Annotated in this window: 16 protein-coding genes; all 16 read right to left on the bottom strand. The window is 60.5% G+C overall.

The window, feature by feature from the left end; translation table 11 throughout:
* Positions 1-39: 39 nt before the first annotated feature.
* Entirely contained in the window at positions 40-504 is a 465-nt protein-coding gene (locus tag ACGSLL_RS10550; RefSeq protein WP_394505557.1) for an HIT family protein, read from the bottom strand.
* A 53-nt stretch (positions 505-557) separates the two neighbouring features.
* Positions 558-1,187, bottom strand: a complete 630-nt coding sequence (locus ACGSLL_RS10555) for a ThiF family adenylyltransferase (RefSeq protein ID WP_394505911.1) — start codon at positions 1,185-1,187, stop codon at positions 558-560.
* Positions 1,188-1,532: a hypothetical protein gene (locus ACGSLL_RS10560; RefSeq protein WP_394505559.1), complete on the bottom strand. Its 345-nt coding sequence runs from the start codon at positions 1,530-1,532 to the stop codon at positions 1,188-1,190.
* A 430-nt stretch (positions 1,533-1,962) separates the two neighbouring features.
* Positions 1,963-4,533 carry a glucans biosynthesis glucosyltransferase MdoH gene (gene mdoH / locus ACGSLL_RS10565; protein WP_394505561.1) on the bottom strand — a complete coding sequence of 857 codons (2,571 nt, stop codon included), beginning with the start codon at positions 4,531-4,533 and terminating at the stop codon, positions 1,963-1,965.
* Positions 4,526-6,310 (bottom strand): glucan biosynthesis protein G, encoded by a 1,785-nt coding sequence (locus ACGSLL_RS10570; RefSeq protein WP_332765494.1) that lies wholly within the window; start codon positions 6,308-6,310, stop codon positions 4,526-4,528. The genes mdoH and ACGSLL_RS10570 overlap by 8 nt, the downstream gene beginning before the upstream one ends.
* Positions 6,311-6,661: 351 nt before the next feature.
* Positions 6,662-7,099: a D-aminoacyl-tRNA deacylase gene (dtd, locus tag ACGSLL_RS10575; protein ID WP_394505564.1), complete on the bottom strand. Its 438-nt coding sequence runs from the start codon at positions 7,097-7,099 to the stop codon at positions 6,662-6,664.
* Complete coding sequence (pip, locus tag ACGSLL_RS10580; RefSeq protein WP_208939085.1) at positions 7,096-8,067, bottom strand: prolyl aminopeptidase; 972 nt, start codon at positions 8,065-8,067, stop codon at positions 7,096-7,098. The genes dtd and pip overlap by 4 nt, the downstream gene beginning before the upstream one ends.
* Before the next feature lie 241 nt (positions 8,068-8,308).
* Complete coding sequence (gene hutG / locus ACGSLL_RS10585; RefSeq protein ID WP_394505567.1) at positions 8,309-9,112, bottom strand: N-formylglutamate deformylase; 804 nt, start codon at positions 9,110-9,112, stop codon at positions 8,309-8,311.
* A gap of 10 nt (positions 9,113-9,122) precedes the next feature.
* On the bottom strand, positions 9,123-10,328 hold the full coding sequence (gene hutI / locus ACGSLL_RS10590) for an imidazolonepropionase (RefSeq protein ID WP_394505569.1): 1,206 nt from the start codon (positions 10,326-10,328) through the stop codon (positions 9,123-9,125).
* A gap of 134 nt (positions 10,329-10,462) precedes the next feature.
* Complete coding sequence (gene hutH, locus ACGSLL_RS10595; RefSeq protein ID WP_394505571.1) at positions 10,463-11,995, bottom strand: histidine ammonia-lyase; 1,533 nt, start codon at positions 11,993-11,995, stop codon at positions 10,463-10,465.
* Positions 11,996-12,110: 115 nt separating this feature from the next.
* Positions 12,111-13,634, bottom strand: a complete 1,524-nt coding sequence (gene hutH, locus ACGSLL_RS10600; protein ID WP_394505573.1) for a histidine ammonia-lyase — start codon at positions 13,632-13,634, stop codon at positions 12,111-12,113.
* Positions 13,635-13,767: 133 nt separating this feature from the next.
* Entirely contained in the window at positions 13,768-14,598 is an 831-nt protein-coding gene (locus tag ACGSLL_RS10605; protein WP_258450796.1) for a quaternary amine ABC transporter ATP-binding protein, read from the bottom strand.
* A complete protein-coding gene (locus ACGSLL_RS10610; protein WP_007949591.1) occupies positions 14,595-15,446 on the bottom strand; it encodes an ABC transporter permease in 852 nt (283 codons plus the stop codon). The genes ACGSLL_RS10605 and ACGSLL_RS10610 overlap by 4 nt, the downstream gene beginning before the upstream one ends.
* Before the next feature lie 83 nt (positions 15,447-15,529).
* A complete protein-coding gene (locus ACGSLL_RS10615; RefSeq protein ID WP_208939091.1) occupies positions 15,530-16,498 on the bottom strand; it encodes an ABC transporter substrate-binding protein in 969 nt (322 codons plus the stop codon).
* 71 nt (positions 16,499-16,569) lie between these two features.
* Positions 16,570-18,042, bottom strand: a complete 1,473-nt coding sequence (locus tag ACGSLL_RS10620) for a purine-cytosine permease family protein (RefSeq protein ID WP_394505577.1) — start codon at positions 18,040-18,042, stop codon at positions 16,570-16,572.
* 151 nt (positions 18,043-18,193) lie between these two features.
* Positions 18,194-19,876: a urocanate hydratase gene (gene hutU, locus ACGSLL_RS10625; protein ID WP_394505579.1), complete on the bottom strand. Its 1,683-nt coding sequence runs from the start codon at positions 19,874-19,876 to the stop codon at positions 18,194-18,196.
* Positions 19,877-20,100: the final 224 nt, after the last annotated feature.

Here is a 20,100-nt window from a genome sequence, read left to right on the forward strand (position 1 = left end):
ATGCAAAAAGGGGCCTGTCATCAGGCCCCAGCACTACCTTTACAACTCAGCGGTACGCCGGATTTTCTGCGCAATTTCCGCAAGGTCCATATCTGTCTCGCCCTTGAAATCATGGGACGAGATGTAACCTTCGTATTGGTTGAAGAACTTATCCATATTGGAACTGATGGGTTTGAAGCCGGACGACTGACCAGTACCGTGCATGGGGAAGAGCTTTGCATGCAGATGGTCAACGCCATACCCCTCCAATATGAGTCCGGTCCTTCCGACCTCAGGCCACGCCTTGTCAATCAACAACGCAACTTTTTTGGCTGCGATAATTAACGCCGATATGACCTCATCAGACTGCGCGAACGCATAACTACTGTAATGTTGCTTGGGCACCACCACTGAAAAGCCTGGTGTATTGGGGTAGATGGAAAGAAATGCGGCATGCGTAGCGTCCTCCCATATAAGGTGCATAGGCGCATCGCCGTTAATCATCTTGCAGAAAATACAATCCATACAGGCAAGTCACCGTTCAAAATATCGGTATGCAGGATCAGTGGTTGTCGTGATCATCCCGAGAGTGTATTAAATTGCCACGGCGAGCTATTGGCGTCCCCGACAATGCTATGTTGCTGCGCAGCTCCAAGTGTGTGACGCGCCAGCGCGGCTATAACAGACGATGCCAACATCGACGCCAGACTGAAGTTGGTCGGTCCGAAGCTCGGCATAATCCCGTTGGGTAAACGCTTCCAATCAAACTGGCGCAGTGTTGATCGCCGGAAGTCATCGCCCATCGTACCAAGGCAGTTCGACGCCTCACCTGTATAAAAATTCGTCATGCACATTCGATGCAAGTAGCCCGCGCTCACCACCGGAATATGATACTGATCGGCTATCCGTTTGCATTGCGCAGCCAACGTAGCAGGCTCATCGGCTGTCACCACGACTGCGTCATAACCGTTGCGGACCAAACCAAAAGCCTCGTCGAGTCCGATATTTCGCTTGATGGTTTCGACCTCAAAGCCCGGAAACTTTTCTCGCAAAATTTCCGAAAGAACATCAACTTTGTAAGCACCAACATCGCTTCTTCGCCAGAATAGCTGGCGATTGAGATTACTTTCTTCTATCCGATCACCGTCGGTGATGGTGATATGGCCTATGCCGCTTCCAGCTAACAACAAACTGGCGGTACTGCCGATTCAGCCGCATCCGAACAGCAGAATTCGAGAGTTCTTGAGTGCGGCCACATCCTCCAATACATCCTCACAAGAACGCGCACTGCAAAGCAGATAACTGACTGTTCGACTAAGGTGGGGGTTCTCAAGCAATTTCCGCACTTCCTGCATGGCGTTCGGCTTTCCCGGGATCAAGGCCCCTGCGGCGCTCAAAGCGTCGAACATTGCTGTTTCGCCCTGGCCGTCTAATTGCACTACACCAGAAGGTCCGCTGATGTACATCGCTCCTTCATGAATGCCATAAAGCGTGGAAGGCGCAACAATACCCAGGTAACCGGATCCGGCAAAAAACCTCTCTCGCTTTTCCATGTCTCACCCATTCTTCAACCCCGTCCCGAAAGGACAGGGTTTTACCTAAAAAAGCTTCGATAGAACTTTTTAATTGCAGAGTGGAGTGAAGCCATGCCTGCGCATGTAAGCGAGTTCTTGAGAGGAGCAAGGCAGTCGCCCAAAAGCCACAACCTTGTTATCAGGTCGCATTTGGTACTCGGCCACGAAGGGATTTGCAGGTCTTACGTCTTCAGCTTGAGCAGTCACAGAAACGGCCGCTACACTCGCCAGGAAGGCAACGACACCGCAGGTTTTCTTTTCCATAAGATCAACACTCATAAACGTGGTTTTTGAAGGTTAGACACATCTCCTTGATGCGCTTTTAATGAACGTGATTGGCCGCCGAGAATTTAGGTGATGCGTTCACCAAGACATAAAAAAACCCCGCTGACTCAGCGGGGTTTTTTCATCAGGCCAGTTGCGCCTGCATCGTCGCCGGCCGCAACGGCAGCAGCGGCGCATGCGGGTCGGCTTTCACCGAGGCTCGCCATGCGTCCAGCCATTCGGTCAGACCTTCAGCCCAGACTTGCTCATGCAAACGCGCAAGGGCCACCGGGTCGCTCAGCAGTTGCAGGCGATCATGGTTGCTCAGCTCCGCTGGGCCGACCTTGACCGCGTGTCGTACGCGTTCCTGACGCAGCCACTCGATCGGCTCGGCCTGGCCGTGACGGGAGGTCGCCAGCGAGCACGCCAGGGCGTTCTGCTGTGGATCGACCACCGCGCGGACGAACCCGTCGTTGAGTGCGTGGTAGCGGTTTTCATGGGTGTACTGGTCGGTCGCCAGCAGCGCCTGTGGCGGATTGTATTCCTCAGGAATGAGGAACAGGCTCGCGTCACGGGTCTTCAGGCCCAGGCCAACACGGCTGGAAATCACCGACACCGGGATCGACAGCATCAGCGAACCGACGATCGGCACCAGCCACCAGAGGAAGCTCGGGTTCAGCCAGATCACCAGCAGCGCCCAGCAGAAACCCAGCAGGGTCTGCGGGCCGTGACGCTTGACCGCTTCGCTCCAGGGCGTCGAGTCGTCGTCACGCTGTGGCGAGTTCCAGGTCGCGGCCCAGCCGAGGAACGCGGCGAGGACGAAACGGGTGTGGAAAATCATCCGCACCGGCGCCAGCAGCATGGAGAACAGCATCTCCAGCAGCATCGACAAGGTCACCTTGAACTTGCCACCGAACTCTTTCGCGCCCTTGGCCCAGATCAGGATGATGCTCAGCAGTTTCGGCAGGAACAGCAGCACGATCGTCGTCGAGAACAGCGCGATGGCTTTGTCCGGGTGCCATTGTGGCCACAGCGGATAGAGCTGCCGCGGTTCAAGGAAGTACTGCGGCTCCATCAGCGTGTTCACCGCCAGCAGCGCAGTCGACAGCATCAGGAAGAAGAACCACAACGGCGCCGACAGGTACGACATCACGCCAGTGAGGAACACCGCACGGTGCACCGGGTGCATGCCCTTGACCAGGAACAGGCGGAAGTTCATCAGGTTGCCGTGGCACCAGCGACGGTCACGCTTGAGTTCGTCGAGCAGGTTCGGCGGCAGCTCTTCATAACTGCCCGGCAGATCGTAGGCAATCCACACGCCCCAACCGGCACGGCGCATCAGCGCGGCTTCAACGAAGTCGTGAGACAGGATCGCACCGGAGAAAGCACCCTTGCCCGGCAACGGCGCCAGGGCGCAGTGGTCGATGAACGGCTTCATGCGAATGATCGCGTTGTGACCCCAGTAGTGCGATTCACCCAACTGCCAGAAGTGCAGACCGGCAGTGAACAGCGGGCCGTATACGCGGGTGGCGAACTGCTGCATGCGCGCATACAGGGTGTCCATGCCCGACGCACGCGGCGCGGTCTGGATGATCCCGGCGTCCGGCGTGGCTTCCATCAGGCGCACCAGACTGGTCAGGCACTCGCCGCTCATCACCGAGTCAGCGTCGAGCACGACCATGTACTTGTAGTCACCGCCCCAACGACGACAGAAGTCGTCGAGGTTACCGCTCTTGCGCTTAACACGACGGCGACGGCGGCGGTAGAAGATCTTGCCGAAGCCTTTGGCTTCGCGGCAGACGTCCAGCCAAGCCTGTTGCTCGGCCACGCAGATATCGGTTTCGTTACTGTCGCTGAGGACGAAAAAGTCGAAGCGATCCAGATCACCCGTCGCGGCAACCGATTCGAACGTCGCCCGCAGACCGGCGAACACGCGCGGGACGTCTTCGTTGCAGATCGGCATGACCAGCGCGGTGCGCGCATCTTTGGCAATCGGCTCGTTGCCGGCACTTTTCCCGGAGATGCGGTATTTATCGTGACCGGTGAGCAACTCGAGGAAGCCCATCAGCGCGGTCCAGAAGCCGGCCGAGACCCAGCAGAACAGAATCCCGAACAGAATCAGGATGCTGGTTTGCAGCGCATACGGCAGCACTTGCGTGGCGGTTTGCAGCAACGGCTGATGCAGCACTTCGTCGAGATCGACGAACGACCAGCCCTGGTACGGCATGATGCCTTTCATGTACCAGCCAGCGACGATGGTCTGGCCGAGCATCAGCAACAGCAGAATGTAGCGACGGATCGAACCGACGGTGCGCCAGCGCGCGGCCGGCAGGACGTTTTCGTCCTTCGGCGGCTGCGGCGGGTTGGTGCGCCCGGTCAGGCGGCGCCAGCCACGCACCAGGATATTGGTGCGCCATGGCTCCGGCACGACCTTGGTGCGACGGATCGGCGGAGTGGCTTTCATGCTGATCCGGCCGCTGGCGTCGAGCACCAGCATTTCCGCTTCTTCCAGCTCTTCGGCGGTGCTCAGGGTCAGGCGCTTGCCCACCGAAGCCTGGGCGGCTTCGGTGGGCGCGTCGAACGTCGAGGACGACAGGCGTTGATGCAGCTCGCTGAACGACTGGCAGCCCGCGAGTTCCGCGCGCTGCTCGTCGGTCATCGGCAGATGCGCCAGATACTCGGACAGAGTCTCTGGCTGTACTTGAGAGTTACTCATCGGCAGGCAACTGATAGCTCCAGGTCTCGGTCAGGACTTCTTCAGTCGGTGCCGATTCCGGTGTGGCTGGGGCCGCGTCCGCAGCGGCTGGCTGCTTGGCGTCTTTGTTGGCCTTGTCCTTGGCCTCTGCTACCGGCTTGGCTTCGGCCTGTTTGGCCTCGGCGGCCTTGGCTTCCTTGTCGGCTTTTTCCTGCTGCTTGGCGGCGACCTTGTCGGCTTTGGCAACAGACGAGTTGGACGCCGGCACCGCAGACTTGGCCAGATCGGCCGTGACCACCGGCTGCACCAGGGCGGCACGCATCTCGGTGGACTTGCTTGCGTCCTTGATTTTCATCCGCAGGGTCAAGCGCCAGCCCTTGGTTTCCGGGTTGTAGCGCACGCTGTTTTCCACCAGTTCGGCATTGTCGCCGACACTTACCTGGCTGCGCACATCGGCGTCTGGCGCCAGAGCGGCCAGCGATGGACCTTCGAAGTCGACCAGATAAGCGACGCTGCCATCCGGTTGGCGGATCAGGTTCGATTGCTTGACGTCACCGGTAGAGCGCAGGGTTTGTGCAACCCAGGCACTGTCAGGTGCATGCAGGGCGGCTTCATCCATGGTCCAGTGCAGGCGGTAGGCGAAGTCCAGCGGCTGGCCCGGCTCCGGCATTTTTTCCGGGCTCCAGAACGCAACGATGTTGTCGTTGGTTTCATCGGCGGTCGGAATTTCCACCAGATCGACGGTGCCCTTGCCCCACTCGCCCTTCGGCTCGATCCAGGCGCTTGGACGTTTGTCGTAGCGGTCGTCGAGGTCTTCGTAGTGGCTGAAGTCGCGGCCACGTTGCAGCAGACCGAAACCACGCGGGTTTTCGACGCTGAAGTTGCTCACGGCCAGGTGTTTCGGGTTGTTCAGCGGACGCCAGATCCACTCGCCATTGCCGGCGTGGATCGACAGACCGCTGGAATCGTGCAGTTCACGACGGTAGTTGAGGACTTTCGACGGCTGGTTGGCGCCGAACAGGAACATGCTGGTCAGCGGCGCGATACCCAGTTTGCCGACCTTGTCACGCAGGAACATCTGCGCCTTGACGTCGACGATGGTGTCGCTGCCCGGACGCAGGATCAGGCGGTAGGCACCGGTGGCACGCGGCGAATCGAGCAGCGCGAAGATCACCAGGTGCTTGTCGCCTGGCTTCGGCTGTTGTATCCAGAACTCGCGGAAACGCGGGAATTCTTCGCCCGACGGCAGCGCCGTGTCGATCGCCAGACCACGGGCCGACAGACCGTAGGTGTGACCCTTGCCCACCACGCGGAAGTAACTCGCGCCGAGCATGGTCATGATTTCGTCTTGCTTGTCGGCCTTGTTGATCGGGTACAGCACACGGAAACCGGCATAACCCAGTTGTTCGGTGGCCTTCGGATCGAATTTCAGGTCGCCGAAATCGAAGCGGGTCGGATCGTATTTGATCTCTTCGACGGTGTTCGCCGTGATTTCGTTGATTTTCACCGGCGTGTCGAAGTGCATGCCCTGGTGATAGAAGGACAGCTTGAACGGGGTCTTCTGATCGGCCCACTCAGCCTTTTCGGTGAGGAAGCGGATTTTCTGATAGTCCGCGAACTTCATATCGCGGAACTCGTTCGGCAGGTTGCTGCGCGGGGCTTCGAACTTCTGCCCGGCCAGCTCTTTGGCCTTGGCCGACACATCGTCAAGATTGAACGCCCAAAGCTGACCGGCGCTGAGCAGGCACAGGAGCGCCGAACCCGCTACCAGGGCACTTCGCATGCGTTTGGCAGACATTTTTGCTGCATTACAGGGACTAACAATCACGAGCAACCCTCGCCGAAAACAGATCAATAAACCAACGGCCAGATGAAGTGCCTGTGGGGATTCCGGCGATAAAAAACCGACCTTCCAGCGCACCCTTGCCAAGTTGGCGAGCATTGTTCCGACTCCGCTGGGGCAAAATGATTCCCCAATCGGATCCGGACAAGTCTCTACCTAAGTCAAAACGGACCAACGAACGCCGATCCCCGTAGCGCGCGATTATCTAGTAGCCCGCATGACAACGCATCAGGGGTAACAAAGTATTTATCGCGAAAGCACCCTAAAAACAGTCGAAATTTCCCAAAGAAGGTGTTTCAAGCATTTTCAGGTCTGTAACAAAAAGGTAACCGGGCCATCGTTGACCAGATGCACCTGCATATCGGCGCCGAATCTACCTGATGCCACAGTGCCATGCACCTGTTTCGCGTTGCTCAATAGATAGTCGAACAACTCCTCACCAAGGGCCGGCGGTGCCGCGCTCGAAAAGCTCGGGCGCAAGCCGCTTTTGGTATCCGCCGCGAGGGTGAACTGGGAGACCAGCAGCAACCCTCCGCCGACATCGGCGAGGGACAGGTTCATCTTGCCCTCGGCGTCACTGAATACCCGATAGTTAAGCAGCTTATGCAGAAGTTTGTCGGCGCTGGCACGCGTGTCGTCGGGTTCTACCGCGACCAGCACCAGCAAGCCTTGATCGACTGCACCGACGACTTCCCCGTCGACCTCGACGCGTGCGCCGCGCACGCGCTGTAACAGCCCCTTCATGCTTCTTCAGGCGGCAGATCAAGCAGACGCTGAGCCATTTTGCTCGCCGCGCGCACCAGCGCATCGGTAATGCCCGGTTCGGACGCCGCGTGGCCGGCATCGCGGATCACCTGCAGTTCGCTGTTTGGCCAGGCCTGGTGCAGTTCCCAGGCATTGTCGAGCGGACAGATCACGTCGTAGCGGCCGTGAATGATCACGCCCGGCAGATGCGCAATCTTGGCCATGTCGCGAATCAGCTGGTTCGGCTCGAGGAAGGCATTGTTGGTGAAGTAATGGCATTCGATCCGCGCAATCGACAACGCGCGCTGCGGCTCGGAGAAGCGATCAACCACCAGCGGGTTCGGCCGCAGGGTCGCGGTGCGCCCTTCCCACGTCGACCACGCCTTGGCCGCATGCATCTGCGCGATCTGGTCATTGCCGGTGAGGCGTTTGTGGAAGGCGTTGAGCAGGTCGTCGCGCTCGTCCAGCGGGATCGGTGCGATGTAGTCCTGCCAGTAATCGGGGAACAGACGGCTGGCGCCGGCCTGATAGAACCACTCGATTTCCTGCGGGCGGCAGAGAAAGATCCCGCGCAGGATCAAGCCATGGACGCGCTCCGGGTGGGTTTGCGCGTAAGCCAGCGCCAGGGTCGAGCCCCATGAGCCGCCGAACAGCACCCATTTGTCGATGCCCAAATGTTTGCGGATGCGCTCGAGGTCTTCGACCAGATCCCAGGTGGTGTTGTTTTCCAGGCTGGCGTGGGGCGTCGAGCGTCCGCAGCCGCGCTGGTCGAAGGTAACAATGCGATACAGGTTCGGATCGAAGTAGCGGCGGCTCTGCGCGTCGCAACCGGCGCCGGGCCCACCGTGGATGAACACCACTGGCAAGCCTTCCGGCGAGCCGCTTTCATCGACATACAGCGTATGGGTGTCATCGACAGCCAGATCGTGCCGGGCGTGGGGTTTGATCTGCGGAAACAAAGTCTGCATTGCGCGCTCCGTAAGGGGTCGAGGTCATCCCTGGGGGGACTTCTATTATTCTGCCGTTGGGCATCATAAACCCGATTTACGTCAATGAGCATGCCTGTGCGTTGTCACCGTTTGTCAGCGATCAACCTCACGGGCCGAACGCGATCCTGTGGGAGCGAGCCTGCTCGCGAAAGCGGTGGGTCTTTCAGCCGGGATGTTGACCGAGCTGACGCCTTCGCGAGCAGGCTCGCTCCCACAGGGATCATGCGCGGTAGTTAGAATGGCCCCAGGCGAGGAGGCCTTCGAGCAATTCCTTGAGCACCACCTGCGTCGGCTCGGCCAGGTCGGCGCGGTAGCGGAACGGTTCGAACTCTTCCATGTAGGTGGACTGGCACAGTTCCAGTTGCACCGCGTGGATGTGTTCGGCCGGATTGCCGTAGTGGCGGGTGATGTGGCCGCCCTTGAACCGACCGTTGAGCACGTGGCTGAAGTTGCCGTGCTGCGCGCAGATCACTTCCAGCTGCGCGGCCAGTTGCGCATCGCAGCTGGCGCCATTAAACGTGCCGAGGTTGAAGTCCGGCAGCTTGCCGTCGAACAGGTGCGGGATGATCGAGCGGATCGAGTGCGCGTCGAACAGCAGCGCGTAGCCGAATTCAGCCTTGAGCCGTGCCAGCTCCTCTTGCAGCTTGCGGTGATACGGCGCCCAGATCTGCTGCAGATAGGTGGCGCGCTCCTCTTTCGAGGGCTCCAGACCTTCACGGAACAATGGAATGCCATCGAACAGCGTCGCCGGATACAGGCCGGTGGTGGCCCCGGCGTACATCGGCTTGTCATCGGATGGCCGGTTGAGGTCGATGACGAAGCGCGAATACTCGGCGGCCAAGGTGCTGGCGCCTAGCGCTTCAGCGAAGTCATAAAGTTTGGGGATGTGCCAATCGGTGTCCGGCAGACTTTTCGCCGCCGGGATCAACCCGGCCTCGACCGCAGGCGTCAGGCGTACCCCGGCATGCGGCATGCTGATCAGCAACGGCACGCGACCTTGTTTGAAATGCAAAACCTTATCCACGACCGCTCTCCTACAGATTTGATTCAACGCCGTGACGCACGACGCGCTTGTCCAGATCGCCGCCGAGCCAATAAGCCAGATCTGCCGGTCGATCGATCTGCCAGGCGACAAAATCGGCGACCTTGCCGACCTCCAGCGAACCATGGGTGGCAGCCATGCCCAGCGCCTGCGCGGCGTGGATCGTCGCGCCGGCCAAGGCTTCTTCCGGAGTCATACGGAAACAGGTGCAAGCCATGTTCAGCATCAGGCGCAACGACAGCGCCGGCGACGTGCCGGGGTTGAGGTCGCTGGCAATCGCGATTTTCACGTTGTGCTTGCGCAGGACGTCCATCGGCGGCAGCTGGGTTTCGCGCAGGAAATAGAACGCACCCGGCAGCAGCACGGCGACGGTGTCGGCTTCGGCCATGGCGATGGCGTCGGCTTCGTCCATGAATTCCAGATGATCGGCAGACAGCGCTTTACAGCGCGCGGCGAGACTGGAACCGTGCAGCGATGACAGTTGCTCGGCGTGCAACTTCACCGGCAGACCGAGTTTTTGCGCGGCGACGAACACGCGCTCGACCTGCTCCGGCGAGAACGCCAGGTATTCGCAGAAGGCATCGACCGCATCGACCAGGCCCTCGGCGGCCAGCGCCGGGAGCATCTCATTGCACACCAGATCGATGTAATCGTCGGCGCGATCCTTGTATTCCGGCGGCAATGCGTGGGCGGCCAGGCAGGTGCTGCGGACGCTGATCGGCAGTTCTTTCTGCAGACGACGAATGACCCGCAGGATCTTGCGTTCGTTGGCCAGATCGAGGCCGTAGCCGGATTTCATTTCGACCGTGGTCACGCCGTCGCGCATCAGGCTTTTCAGGCGTTTGGCGGCGCTGGCGAACAGCTGGTCTTCGCTCGCTTCACGGGTCGCACGCACGGTGCTGGCGATGCCGCCACCCTGCGCGGCGATCTCGGCATAACTGACGCCTTGCAGACGCTTTTCGAATTCACCGCTGCGGTTGCCGCCGAACACCGTGTGGGTGTGGCAGTCGATCAGCCCGGGGGTGACCCAGGCGCCTTGCAAGTCATTGACCGCCGGGTATTCGCCGGACGGCAATTGCTGGCGCGGGCCGATCCACTCGATCAGCGCACCGGAGGTGACGATAGCGGCGTCCTCGATGATCGAGTAGACACCGTGGGCCATGGTTGCGACGTGGCAGTGTTGCCAGAGGGTTTTCACTGTTGGCCTCCGTTTGGATTGTGATCGTTCCCACGCTCTGCGTGGGAATGCCTCAAGGGACGCTCTGCGTCCAGTGACGCGGAGCGTCACGGGCTGCATTCCCACGCAGAGCGTGGGAACGATCAGTGGTGGGGTTAAAGGCTAGGCAGCAACTTCGCCGGAACCAGCTCGGTCAGACACCGCGAAGCCAGCAATTCAGTCGCCGCATTAATGTCCGGCGCAAAGAACCGGTCCTTCTCATAAAACGGCACTTCCTTGCGCAAAATCGCCCGTGCCTGTTCCAGCTTCGGCGAGGTCTTCAGACCGTTGCGCAGGTCCAGCCCCTGCGCCGCCGCCAGCCATTCCACGGCGAGAATGCCCCGGGTATTCTCGGCCATTTCCCACAGACGCTTGCCCGCTGCCGGGGCCATCGAGACGTGGTCTTCCTGGTTGGCCGAGGTCGGCAGGCTGTCGACTGAATGCGGGTGGGACAATGCCTTGTTCTCGCTGGCCAATGCCGCCGCCGTCACTTGGGCGATCATGAAACCGGAATTCACGCCACCATTGGCGACGAGGAACGGCGGCAGTTGCGACATGTGCTTGTCCATCATCAGCGAGATACGCCGCTCACTCAGCGAGCCGATTTCAGCGATGGCCAGTGCCATGTTGTCGGCGGCCATGGCCACCGGTTCGGCGTGGAAGTTGCCGCCGGAAATCACATCGCCTTCAGCCGCGAACACCAGCGGGTTGTCCGACACCGCGTTGGCTTCGACAGCGAGCACTTCAGCAGCCTGTCGGAACTGTGTCAGGCAGGCGCCCATGACCTGCGGCTGGCAGCGCAGCGAGTATGGATCCTGGACCTTATCGCAGTTCTGGTGCGACTCGGAGACTTCGCTGCGCTCACCGAGCAGATCGCGGTAAGCAGCCGCGGCGTCGATCTGGCCTTTTTGGCCGCGAGCCGCATGAATACGGGCGTCGAACGGCGAGCGCGAGCCCAGCACGGCTTCAACGCTGAGACTGCCGAGCGCCAGTGCACCGGCGAACAGATCTTCACCTTCAAACAGACCGCGCAGCGCGAACGCGGTGGACACCTGAGTGCCGTTGAGCAGCGCCAGACCTTCTTTTGCCGCCAAGGTCAGCGGGGTCAGACCAGCGATTTTCAACGCCTCGGTGGCTTGCATCCACTCGCCCTTGTAGCGCGCCTTGCCCTCGCCCAGCAGCACCAGCGACATGTGCGCCAGCGGTGCCAGATCACCCGAGGCACCGACCGAGCCCTTCAGCGGAATGTGCGGATAAACCTCGGCGTTGATCAGCGCAATCAGCGCATCGATCACCTGTCGACGGATGCCGGAGAAACCCCGGCTCAGGCTGTTGACCTTGAGCACCATGACCAGCCGCACCAGCGCATCGCTGATCGGCTCACCGACACCGGCGGCGTGGGACAGCACCAGCGAGCGCTGCAGGTTTTCCAGGTCTTCGCTGGCAATGCGCGTTGACGCCAGCAGGCCGAAACCGGTGTTGATGCCGTACGCGGTGCGGTTCTCGGCGAGAATCTGCTCGACGCAGGCGACGCTGGCCTCGATCTGCGCGGCGGCGCTGTTGTCGAGGCTCAGCTTGACCGGGTGCTGGTAGACGTCACGCAGTTGGGCCAGGCTCAGTTGGCCGGGAATCAGGTTCAGCGCAGTCATGTTTGTGCTCCTTTTGAGAGTTTCTTATTAACTGACCAGTCGCTCCGGAAATGTCCGTTGTCCGTCGCTGCTCATCTTTTGGAGAGCCGCGCCTTGGCACGCTGGCAGGGTAGTGTCAGTGCAGATTCGGTAAAACGTTGTGTGGCAGATTCGGGTCTTTCAGCACGCTCGCCGCGGCGGCGATGTCCGGCGCCAGCCAGCGATCCTGATCGTAGGCCGGGACCTTTTCGCGCAGCAGGCGCCAGGCGATATCGGTGCCGGCGCCGAAGCGTTGCTCCTTGAGAAATTCAAACGCCTGGGCCGCCAGCAGATACTCGATGGCGAGGATCTGCGTGCAGTTTTCCACGGCGCGATGCAGTTTCAGCGCGGCATTGGTGCCCATGCTCAGATGGTCTTCCTGCAGGCCCGAAGTGATGTAGTTATCGAGCACCGCCGGTTGCGCCAATTGGCGGTTTTCCGCGCACAGCGAGGCGGCGACGTATTGCACGATCATCATTCCGGAATTGACCCCCGGGTTGGCCACCAGAAACGCCGGCAGGCCGCTGACGTGCGGGTTGATCAGGCGATCGAGTCGACGCTCGGCGATCGAGCCGATCTCGGCCATGGCGATCGCCAGCAGGTCGGCGGCCATTGCCACCGATTGCCCGTGCGGGTTGGCCTGCGACATCACCCGGAAGTTCTCCGGCGTACCGAGCAGCAACGGGTTGTCGGTGCAGGCGTTGAGTTCGATCTCGACTTGTCTGATCGCATGCTCCAATTGATCACGCGCGGCGCCATGCACCTGCGGGATCGAGCGGATGCTCAAGGCGTCCTGGGTGCGAATGCCTTTGCTCGTGGCGATCACTTGACTGCCATCGAGCAGCGCGCGCAGATTGCTGCCGACCTGCTGCATGCCCGGGTGCGCTTTCAGTGCGATGATTTCTGCATCAAAGGCGTCGATCTGGCCACGCTGCGCTTCGAAACTCATGGCGCCGATGACGTCGGCCCACTGCACCAGCCGCGTCGCATCGGCGATCGCCAGGCAACTGAGGCCGGTCATGCACGGCGTGCCGTTGACCAGGCACAAACCGTCCTTGGCACCAAGCTGCACCGGTGGCAGGCCCTCTGCGGCCAGTGCCTGTTGCGCTGGCACAATCTGCCCGCGATAGCTGACGTTGCCGACGCCCAGCAACGCGATACCGATGTGCGCCATGTGCGTCAGGTAGCCCACCGAACCTTGCGAAGGCACCTGCGGGGTGATGCCGCGATTGAGCAGCGCCAGCAGGCCTTCGACCACACGGCGATGAATGCCGGATTTGCCCTGGCTGTAGTTGTGGATTGCCGCGCAGATGATCGCGCGAGTCTGTTCGTCGCTAAGCACCGGGCCGACGCCGCAGGCATGGCTGAGCAAGGTGTTGCGCGAGAGCTGACTGAGTTGTTCGTCTTTCAGTGAGACGTTGGACAGTCCACCCAGACCGGTGTTGACGCCATAGGCCCGCTCGCCACTTTCGACGATGCGCTGAACGATGGCCTGCGCATTGTCGATACGCGCCCAGGTGCCCTCCGACAGCTCCAGTTGCGCGGCGCGCCGGGCCACGGCGACCACGTCCTGCCAATGCAGGTCGTCGCCGGTGATGATGATTTTTTCAGCCTGGGACATCATTAACCTCATCCGAACATTGATGCAGCTGTGCCGCCGCCTTCGCGAGCAGGCTCGCTCCCACATTGGAATGCAGTCCCCTGTGGGAGCGAGCCTGCTCGCGAAGAGGCCAGCCCAGCCAACACAAATCTAACTAAACCACCGCCGCCCGCCGCTGCACGAACCGGTCGACATACTCATCCGCCGGCGAATGCAGGATCTCTCTCGGCGTACCGACCTGAATCAACTTCCCATCCTTGAGAATCGCAATGCGGTTACCAATGCGCACCGCCTCGTCGAGGTCGTGAGTGATGAACACGATGGTCTTGTGCAATGTCTTTTGCAGCTCCAGCAACTGATCCTGCATCTCGGCGCGGATCAGTGGGTCGAGCGCGCTGAAGGCTTCGTCCATCAGAATGATATCGGTGTCCGCCGCCAAGGCGCGGGCCAGGCCGACGCGCTGGCGCATGCCGCCGGAGAGCTGGTGCGGGTATTTGTTTTCGTAGCCTTTGAGGCCCACGGTGTTGATCCAGTGCAGCGCGCGCTCGGTACACAGCTGCTTGCTCTCGCCGCGCACTTTCAAACCGTAGGCGACGTTGTCGAGCACGCTCTTGTGCGGCAGCAGGCCGAAGCTCTGGAACACCATGCTGATCTTGTGCCGACGAAATTCGCGCAGCGCGTCCATGTCGTATTGCAGGATGTCCACGCCGTCGACGAGGATCGCCCCGCTGGTGGGATCGATCAGGCGATTGAAGTGGCGCACCAGGGTGGATTTGCCCGAGCCGGACAGGCCCATGATCACGAAGATCTCGCCGGTGCCGATGCTCAGCGACAGGTCGTTGACGCCTACCACGCAACCGGTTTCGTTCAGTACCTGATCCTTGGTCTTGCCCTGGCCAACCATCGCCAAAGCATCCTTGGCGCGGTTGCCGAAAATCTTGAAGACGTTTTTGACTTCGATCTTGCTCACGGTTGCGTTGCTCATTTGCTCACCTCATGCCGTGGTCGACCATACGCCTGAGTAATGCGGTCGATGACCACTGCGAGAATCACGATCGCCAGACCGGCTTCAAGGCCACGTCCGACGTTGAGGGTCTGAATCCCCACCAGCACATCTTCACCCAGACCACGGGCGCCGATCATCGAGGCGATCACCACCATCGACAGGGCCATCATGGTGGTCTGGTTGATCCCGGCCATGATGCTCGGCAGGGCCAGCGGCAGTTGCACGCCGAACAGTTGCTGCCAGCGGTTGGCGCCGAACGCGTTGATCGCTTCCATCACTTCGCCGTCAACCTGGCGAATGCCCAGATCGGTCAGACGAATCAGCGGCGGCGCGGCGTAGATCACCGTGGCGAAAATCGCCGGCACCTTGCCCAGGCCGAACAGCATCAGCACCGGAATCAGGTACACGAAACTGGGCATGGTCTGCATGATGTCGAGCAGCGGCATCAGCACCGAACGCAGGCGATTGCTGCGCGCCGAGAGAATCCCCAGCGGGATGCCGATCAGCACCGAAATGATCGTCGCGACCATCATCAGCGCCAGCGTCTGCATGAGCTTGTCCCACAGACCGACCGCGCCCACCAGGAACAGCAGACCGACGATGACCGCCGTGGTCACGACTTTGCGCGTGGCGTGCCAGGCGACCACACCGACGATCGCCAGCATTAGCCACCATGGCGCTGCGCGCAGCAGGCCTTCGAGGTTGACGATGGCCCACAACAGCGTGTCGGAGATATGGCGGAACACATCACCGTAGTTGGTGACCAGCGAATCGACCCAACCGTTGACCCAGTCGGCGATGGAAAAGGTAAAGCTCTCGGGAAACATAAGCGGCTCTCAGTCAGCAATCTCAATCCAGCGTTTACGGCGTATCTCCCGGCCAGCCTCGCGGTTGACCGGGAGGTATCGACCTACAGCGCCGCGTCGATTTTCTTGGCTGCGTCTGCACTGACCCACGCATGCCAGACTTCAGGATGTTCCTTGAGGAAGATTTTCGCCAGTTTCGGCGACTCGATACGTTCCTTGGCCATGCGCCCCAGATTCTGGTTCAGCAGGTCGATCGGCAGGTTGACCTTTTCCAGCACGGCGACCAGTTCCGGGGCTTCGTCGTGGAAGGTTTTCGACAGGCCGACCTTGATGCTCACGCTCTTGTCGACGCCGGCTTTCTCTTCAAGTTTGACCGCGTCGATCTGGCCCATCAGCGGGGTGGGCGACCAGTAGTAGAACAGGATCGGCTCGCCACGCTTGTAGCTCGACAGCACCGCCGCATCCAGCGCAGGGCCGGTGCCCGGACGGAAGTTGGTGTAGCTGTTTTCCAGGCCGTAGCTTTTCAGCATTTCGCTGTTATCGAGCTCGCAGGTCCAGCCGGCCGGGCAGTTGTAGAAGCGGCCCTTGGACGGCTCTTCGGCGTCCTTGAACACGGCGGCATATTTGCCCAGGTCAGCGATGTTTTTCAGGTCTGGGGCTTTTGGTTCGAGCTTGCGCTTGGCATCACCTTCGATGACGTAGCGCGGCACATACCAGCCTTCGATGGCACCGACGATCGGCGCGCCAACGCCGACCACCTTGCCGGCCTTCTCGGCCTTGTTCCAGACCTCGCTGCGGCCGACCCATTCTTCGGCAAACACTTGAATGTCATTGCTGCTCAAGGCGTTTTCCATGGTGATGGAATTGCCCGGCAGGCTGTCGGTCTTGCAGTCGTAGCCTTTCTCCAGCACCACTTGCAGCACGTCGGTCAGCAACATGCCGCTTTCCCAGTTCAGGCCGGCGAATTTCACCGGTTTGCCCGATTCGCACCAGCCGGCAGCCTGAGTAGCGCCGGCACTGGCCAACAGGCCCATGGACAGCAACGTGGTCAGCAGGGTCTTGTTCGATTTCATTGTAATGACGCTCCTAATCATGAATGGGCTTACGGCAGTTCAAGAGGCATCCAGCCCTGTCCACGTCCAGATCAGGCCTGCGCCGCAGCGCGACCGGCCCCGCTTGTTTCGGGTTGTACTTGGCTGCTCTGCTCGACTGGCAGAATCAGTTGATCAGGCACTGCGCTGTGCCATTTTTTTGCGCACACGTAGTAAACGGCGGCAGGCAGCACCAGACCGATGATCCAGGAAATATCCACATCACCGAGGGCAGCCACCAGCGGACCGGTGTAGAACTTGGTCGAGATGAACGGCAGCTGCACCAGCACACCGAACACGTAGACGCTGATCCCCAACAGGTTCCAGCGACCGTAACGTCCCTTCGGATCGGCGAGTGCCGGCACGTCGTAGCGCTCACGGGTGATGCAGTAGTAGTCGACCAGATTGATCGCGCTCCACGGTGTGAAGAACGCGAGCAAAAACAGGATGAAAGACTTGAACGCGCCGAGGAACGAGTGCTGACCGAGCAGCGCGATCAGCGTGGCCGCGCCGACGATGACCAGCACAAACACCAGGCGCTGCATGCGCGTAACGGTCAGGTGGCCTTTGAAACCACTGATGATCGTCGCGATACACATGAAGCTGCCGTAGGAGTTGAGCGTGGAGATGGTCACCTTGCCGAAGGCGATGCTGAAGTACAGCAATGCCGCGGTGGCCCCGGTGCCGCCCAGACCGACGATATAAGCCACTTCATGCCCGGCGAACTGGCCGTTGGCCGAAGCCGCCGCGAACACACCGAAGATCATCGCCACCTGCGCACCGATCACCGAACCGGCACCGGCGGCGAAAAAGGTTTTCACCGCCGAGGTGTTGCTCGGCAAGTAGCGCGAATAGTCGGCGACATACGGGCCGAACGCGATCTGCCAGGACGCCGCCAGCGACATCGCGAGCAGGAAGCTGCTCCAGCTGAAGTGGCGGATTTGCAGGAGCGCACCGACGTCGGTCTGGCTCATCAACCGCCAGAACAGAAAGACGAAAGCAATCACGCCGATGATGCTGGCGACCCGGCCAATGAAGTGAATCACCCGATAGCCGAGCACGGTCACCAGCACGATAACGCTGGCAAACAGCAGAATGCCGACGCTGTCGCTGACACCAAACAACTGCCCCAGCGCTTGCCCGGACAGCACGGTGCCGGTCGCGGTGAAACCCAGGTACATCAGGCACACCAGCACGATCGGAATCGCCGCGCCGTAAACGCCGAACTGCACGCGGCTGGAAATCATCTGCGGCAGGCCCAGTTTCGGCCCTTGCGCGGCATGCAGTGCCATCACGCCACCGCCGAGCAATTGGCCGATCAGCAAGCCGATCAACGACCAGAACACATCACCGCCCAGCACCACGGCCAGGGCCCCGGTGACAATCGCGGTGATCTGCAGATTGGCGCCCATCCACAGGGTGAACTGGCTGAACAGACGACCGTGTCTTTCCGCTTCCGGGATGTAGTCGATCGAACGCCTCTCGATCAACGGTTTGTTGCCTGCACGATCGGTGTTGACAGCCATGATTCAACCTCTGTGGATTGTTCTGGGTGGTTATGCTTGTTCGGCTTCTGTGGGAGCGAGCCTGCTCGCGAAGAGGTCAGCACATTCAACAACTGTGTTGGCTGACAGACCGCATTCGCGAGCAGGCTCGCTCCCACAGGGGGTTCTGTGTTTATTTGCCAGTAATCATCGGCAGGTTCAGCCCCTGCTCCTTGGCGCAATCGATAGCGATCTGGTAACCGGCATCGGCATGACGCATGACGCCGGTCGCCGGGTCGTTGTGTAGAACGCGGGCAATGCGTTCGGCCGCTTCGTCCGTGCCGTCGCAGACAATCACCATGCCCGAGTGCTGCGAGAAACCCATGCCGACGCCACCACCGTGGTGCAGCGAAACCCAGGTCGCGCCGCTCGCGGTATTGAGCAGGGCGTTGAGCAGTGGCCAGTCGGACACGGCGTCGGAACCGTCCTGCATCGATTCGGTTTCGCGGTTCGGGCTGGCGACCGAGCCGGAGTCGAGGTGGTCACGACCGATCACGATTGGCGCCGACAGCTCGCCGCTGCGGACCATTTCGTTGAACGCCAGACCGAGCTTGGCGCGCAGGCCCAGGCCGACCCAGCAGATCCGTGCCGGCAGACCCTGGAAGCTGATGCGCTCGCGGGCCATGTCCAGCCAGTTGTGCAGGTGCGCATCGTCGGGGATCAGCTCTTTGACCTTGGCGTCGGTTTTGTAGATGTCCTGAGGATCACCCGACAAGGCCGCCCAACGGAACGGGCCGATGCCACGGCAGAACAGCGGACGGATATAGGCCGGCACGAAGCCTGGGAAATCAAAGGCGTTTTCGACGCCTTCTTCCTGAGCCATCTGACGGATGTTGTTGCCGTAATCGAAGGTCGGGATGCCTTGTTTCTGGAATTCCAGCATGGCTTTGACGTGCACGGCCATCGACTGCTTTGCAGCTTTGATTACAGCGGCGGGTTCGGTCTTGGCGCGGGCGCGATACTCGTCCCAGCTCCAGCCGGCCGGCAGGTAACCATTGAGCGGATCGTGGGCGCTGGTCTGGTCGGTGACCATGTCCGGGCGCACGCCGCGCTTGACCAGTTCCGGGAGGATTTCGGCGGCGTTACCCAGCAGGGCGATGGAGATCGCTTTGCCTTCTTTGGTGTATTTGTCGATACGCGCCAGCGCGTCGTCGAGGTCTTTGGCCTGCTCGTCGACGTAACGGCTTTTCAGGCGGAAATCGATGCTCACCTGCTGGCATTCGATGTTCAGCGAGCAGGCGCCGGCCAGTGTCGCGGCCAACGGCTGCGCGCCGCCCATGCCGCCGAGACCGGCAGTCAGTACCCAGCGACCTTTGAGGTCAGCGTTGTAATGCTGGCGCCCGGCTTCGATGAAGGTTTCGTAGGTGCCCTGAACGATGCCCTGGCTGCCGATGTAGATCCAGCTGCCGGCGGTCATCTGGCCGTACATGGCCAGGCCTTTGGCGTCGAGTTCGTTGAAGTGTTCCCAGCTCGCCCAGTGCGGCACCAGGTTGGAGTTGGCGATCAGTACGCGCGGGGCGTTGCTGTGGGTCTTGAACACGCCGACCGGTTTGCCGGATTGCACTAGCAGGGTCTCGTCGTCATTCAGATTGGTCAGGCTTTCGACGATCTTGTCGTAGCACTCCCAGTTGCGCGCGGCGCGACCGATGCCACCGTAGACCACCAGCTCTTTCGGGTTCTCGGCGACTTCCGGATCGAGGTTGTTCATCAGCATGCGCAGTGGCGCTTCGGTCAGCCAGCTCTTGGCGGTCAGCTTGTTGCCGCGCGATGCACGGATTTCGACGTTACGAACCTTAGTAGGCTTATTGTCAGTCACGAAAAAGACTCCTCAGCGATCAATTCAAACCAACCCTGGCAGTGGGCAAGCAGCCTGCGTGCGTCAATGCGCGACAAGCGAATCAGTGGACGCTGCGGAGAGTCTCAAGCGACTCATACGCATACGTCTTTACTTGTACATACAAGCATATGCAATCAAGCGGCCAACTTGTTGGAGGGGCGTTCAAGATAAAACGCGCAAAGGGCTGGAGAGCTTCTGGATCA

The sequence above is a fragment of the Pseudomonas retamae genome (assembly GCF_043496865.1).
GTDB classification, from domain to species: domain Bacteria; phylum Pseudomonadota; class Gammaproteobacteria; order Pseudomonadales; family Pseudomonadaceae; genus Aquipseudomonas; species Aquipseudomonas retamae.

Bases quoted from the DNA above. Each gene is read 5' to 3' on its own strand.
- ACGSLL_RS10550 (WP_394505557.1), bottom strand. From the start codon at position 504: ATGGATTGTATTTTCTGCAAGATGATTAACGGCGATGCGCCTATGCAC.
- ACGSLL_RS10560 (WP_394505559.1), bottom strand. From the start codon at position 1,532: ATGGAAAAGCGAGAGAGGTTTTTTGCCGGATCCGGTTACCTGGGTATT.
- mdoH (WP_394505561.1), bottom strand. From the start codon at position 4,533: ATGAGTAACTCTCAAGTACAGCCAGAGACTCTGTCCGAGTATCTGGCG.
- ACGSLL_RS10570 (WP_332765494.1), bottom strand. From the start codon at position 6,310: ATGTCTGCCAAACGCATGCGAAGTGCCCTGGTAGCGGGTTCGGCGCTC.
- dtd (WP_394505564.1), bottom strand. From the start codon at position 7,099: ATGAAGGGGCTGTTACAGCGCGTGCGCGGCGCACGCGTCGAGGTCGAC.
- pip (WP_208939085.1), bottom strand. From the start codon at position 8,067: ATGCAGACTTTGTTTCCGCAGATCAAACCCCACGCCCGGCACGATCTG.
- hutH (WP_394505571.1), bottom strand. From the start codon at position 11,995: ATGACTGCGCTGAACCTGATTCCCGGCCAACTGAGCCTGGCCCAACTG.
- hutH (WP_394505573.1), bottom strand. From the start codon at position 13,634: ATGTCCCAGGCTGAAAAAATCATCATCACCGGCGACGACCTGCATTGG.
- ACGSLL_RS10605 (WP_258450796.1), bottom strand. From the start codon at position 14,598: ATGAGCAACGCAACCGTGAGCAAGATCGAAGTCAAAAACGTCTTCAAG.
- ACGSLL_RS10610 (WP_007949591.1), bottom strand. From the start codon at position 15,446: ATGTTTCCCGAGAGCTTTACCTTTTCCATCGCCGACTGGGTCAACGGT.
- ACGSLL_RS10615 (WP_208939091.1), bottom strand. From the start codon at position 16,498: ATGAAATCGAACAAGACCCTGCTGACCACGTTGCTGTCCATGGGCCTG.
- ACGSLL_RS10620 (WP_394505577.1), bottom strand. From the start codon at position 18,042: ATGGCTGTCAACACCGATCGTGCAGGCAACAAACCGTTGATCGAGAGG.